Annotated in this window: 4 protein-coding genes; 2 read left to right on the forward strand and 2 right to left on the reverse strand. The window is 65.7% G+C overall.

What is annotated here, in order from left to right; genetic code table 11:
• Both NW75_RS19705 and NW75_RS19710 read right to left on the reverse strand, forming a co-directional pair.
• On the reverse strand, positions 1-285 hold a 285-nt coding region (locus NW75_RS19705; protein WP_156143085.1), incomplete at its 3' end, for a helix-turn-helix transcriptional regulator.
• Between the two features lie 359 nt (positions 286-644).
• The gene (locus tag NW75_RS19710) at positions 645-965 is read right to left on the reverse strand and encodes a DUF736 domain-containing protein (protein WP_033967046.1); all 321 of its coding nucleotides are present in this window, start codon (positions 963-965) and stop codon (positions 645-647) included.
• Between the two features lie 701 nt (positions 966-1,666).
• Between NW75_RS19710 and NW75_RS19715 the strand changes: the two genes are divergently transcribed.
• Together NW75_RS19715 and NW75_RS19720 are read left to right on the forward strand one after the other, a co-directional pair.
• Positions 1,667-2,818, forward strand: coding sequence for a nickel/cobalt efflux transporter (locus NW75_RS19715; RefSeq protein WP_033967047.1), 1,152 nt, complete (start codon positions 1,667-1,669; stop codon positions 2,816-2,818).
• 21 nt (positions 2,819-2,839) lie between these two features.
• Positions 2,840-3,106, forward strand: coding sequence for a metal-sensing transcriptional repressor (locus NW75_RS19720; protein ID WP_033967051.1), 267 nt, complete (start codon positions 2,840-2,842; stop codon positions 3,104-3,106).
• Positions 3,107-3,242 lie beyond the last annotated feature (136 nt).

Raw genomic sequence — 3,242 nt, forward strand, 5'->3', positions numbered from 1 at the left:
GCGGCGTGCACGGGCGGCGCGCAGCGCGTTGCCCCAAGCGAAAAGCGGCAGGTCGCGGCGCTCAACCACGGTCGCTCCGCGCGCGCGGGCCGCCGACCACAGCTCGATATCGTCGATATGGTAGCGCCAGGTGCGGCCATGCAGGCGGCATTTCGGACCCGTTCCCGTCTGGCGCAGGCGCTTCAGTGTCGAGTAGGCGAGGCCGAGATGAAAGGCCGCCTGCTTGGCAGTGAGGAAGGGGCAGGTCTCGCGCGCGGCCTGCGCGCGTTCGGCGGTATCGTCCATGATTCCAGTCCATCTGGGCCGGTGCATCGTGCGCCGGCTGATGAGCGCGGATTGGATCGATCCGGCCGTCTTCGGCAGGGTCGCAAATCGACCCATGCGATTCCGACCCCCCTTGTTTTAGGGGGCGGCTATGCACCGCGCCGTTGGCGGACGCGGGGTGGTCCGCTCAGTCGGTCGGGTTCCTGAGGCTCGATTTCGTATAAAAGCGGCGTGGGTTGAACCGGGTGGCACGGGCTTTCGTCCGTGCGACGGAAAGCGGACCGTGCAGACGCCCCCGCCTGCAGAGTCCCTCGCGAGCTATGGCAAATCCGGCGTACCGCTTTATGCCCCGCGCCCTTGGCGGACGCGGGGCGGTTCGCTCAATCGGCGGGATTCCAGATGATCGCGAAGGCGTCGTCATCATCCTGCCCGGCGGCGCGGCCGAGGTTGGCGTAGAGTCGGCGCGGGCCGAATTCGGGGGCGGCGAGCGACAGCGACACATAGTCCTTGCCGCTCATTTCGCCGCGCCGGACCCATCCGGCCCCGACCTCGACACCTGCCGCCGACACGCGATAGTCGGGCTGAGTGTCGCCTGACTTGCGGGTGTTGGGAATGATCTCGATGTCGGTGCGAATCGAGAGCGTCTTGAGCTGGCCCTTGAAGCCTTCTCCGTCGCGGGTGACATAACCGATGGCTGGCATTGTTCGTCTCCTGAAAAGTCGCCCCGAACCGTTTCCGGGCGATGGGCGGACCGGAGGGACGGTCACAGCGGGCCTGCGAACCGGCAGGCCGGAGCGGCAGCGGAGGACCGGAGCCGAAGGCTTATTTGAAGCGAAGCGACCGCGAGGAGCCCGCCCCGGCGGGCGGGGAAATAAGCCGCGCGGCGATGGTTTCGCAGGGTCGCGACCGTCCCAGGTCATGCGCCCGAGGAGCCGAAAACGGTGCGGGGACACGCCGACGGAACGACGATCATGCCGGCTGTGCATCGTTCGCGAGGGATCTGGGCCGGGGGTTGCGCGACCTTCTGATCGCACCGTCAATCGACCGGCATCCACGCACCCGACGGCGCCGTTCCCGCCATCCGGTGGACGGGAAGACGATCGCGGGGCAGGCACGATCTGGCGACTGGCGGAAAAGCCCAAGACTATAGGACGGCTTGTCCCGCTGATCGATCGCGTCGTACCATCGCAGCTCCGCCGCGCTTCCCAGGAGCGCGTCCGCGCTGCGGTCGATGGCGGCACCGGTCGGCTGGCGAGCAACTCAACGGTCGGATCGGGGGATCGGGGGATCAGCGGAGCGGTACGTCCAAGCCGCCTTCTCGAGGAAACTGGCCTGCTTTGTCCATTATCTACTGCGGCGATTCTGCTTGCACCTATCCCCTCCAGGGGGATAGGTGCGCCGCATGACATCCCTTACCGACCTGCTATCGCAAGGCGCCGCCCACGCTTGGCTGTTCGTGCCGACCGCCATCCTGCTGGGCGCGCTGCACGGCCTCGAGCCCGGTCATTCCAAGACGATGATGGCGGCATTCATCATCGCGGTGCGCGGCACGGTGAGGCAGGCTGTACTGCTTGGTCTTTGCGCGACACTGTCCCACACGGCGATCGTCTGGGTGATCGCGCTGGGCGGCCTGTATCTCTGGCGCGGGCTCGCGCCGGATACGATCGAGCCCTATCTGCAGGTCGCATCGGCGATCATCATCATCGCCATGGGCGCCTGGATGCTGTGGCGTGCGCGCCGCGAGCAAGCCCTGTCGGCCCTTCACGACCACGGGCACGATCATGACCATGAGCATGGCCACGGCACCTCGACCCGCATTGATACCGGGCATGGCATCCTGCGCCTCGACGTCTTTGAGGATGGCGTGCCGCCGCGCTTTCGGCTGACCGCCGAGCGCGGCCATGGTTGGCGCGCCGAGGATATCACGCTCGAAACCGAGCGGCCGGACGGCACGCGTCAGACGTTCGATTTCGTCGAGCGGGCAGGGTTTCTGGAATCGCGCGAGGAGATTCCCGAGCCGCACGAGTTCGTCGCGCGTCTCGGCCTCGCGCATGGCGGCCATTCGCACAATTACGACGTGGCCTTGGTCGAACACGGTCACGGGCATGACGACCATGACGACCATGATCATATGCATGAAGGGCTGCGCGGCCTCGACCTGACCGCCGGCTATCAGGACGCGCACGAATTGGCCCATGCCAACGACATTCGCCGCCGCTTTTCCGATCGCACCGTTACGACCGGGCAGATCGTCATTTTCGGGCTGACGGGCGGATTGATTCCCTGTCCCGGCGCGATCACGGTGCTGCTGCTATGCCTGCAATTGAAGGCGTTCACGCTCGGCGCGGCGCTGGTCCTTTGCTTCAGCATCGGCCTGGCGCTGACGATGGTGACGTCGGGCGTCGTTGCCGCGATGAGCGTAAAGCACATCTCGAAGCGATTCGCCGGCTTCGGTGAGATCGTTCGTAAAGCTCCTTATGTCTCGGGCGGCGTCATCCTGTTGATCGGCCTGTATCTGGGGGTCAACGGGTGGCTGAGTCTCCCGACGACCTGAAATCGTGTGATCGGAACTGCCATGAGTCACGCCAGCAATCCCGACCTGCTCAACCGCCTCAAGCGGGCGCAGGGCCATCTCGCCACCATTATCAGGATGATCGAGGAGAGCCGGGACGGACTGGAAACGGCCCAGCAGCTCCAGGCTGTCGTGAGCGCGCTCGACAAGACCAAGACGCTTCTCGTCGCCGATCATATCGAGCATCATCTTGAGGAGGTGGTCGGCCCATTGTCACGGGAAGCGCGCGAGAAACTGTCCCGCCTCACCGATCTGGCGAAGTATCTCTAGGCCGTTGCCGCGCGATCACCGTCGCTCGAAATGGCGGTCCTCATTCGGCTGTTGGCCCCAGATTTGGTAGTGACTTGGCCGTGAAGGTCATGACGCCTAGCCGCGCGCCGCAGCCGGGACGGCTGCGCGCGCGGCC

The sequence above is a fragment of the Sphingomonas sp. Ant H11 genome (genome assembly GCF_000797515.1).
Taxonomy (GTDB): Bacteria; Pseudomonadota; Alphaproteobacteria; order Sphingomonadales; family Sphingomonadaceae; genus Sphingomonas.

What these genes read in the sequence shown, in the direction of transcription:
- NW75_RS19710 (WP_033967046.1), bottom strand. Translation starts at nt 965, where the DNA reads ATGCCAGCCATCGGTTATGTCACCCGCGACGGAGAAGGCTTCAAGGGC.
- NW75_RS19715 (WP_033967047.1), top strand. Translation starts at nt 1,667, where the DNA reads ATGACATCCCTTACCGACCTGCTATCGCAAGGCGCCGCCCACGCTTGG.
- NW75_RS19720 (WP_033967051.1), top strand. Translation starts at nt 2,840, where the DNA reads ATGAGTCACGCCAGCAATCCCGACCTGCTCAACCGCCTCAAGCGGGCG.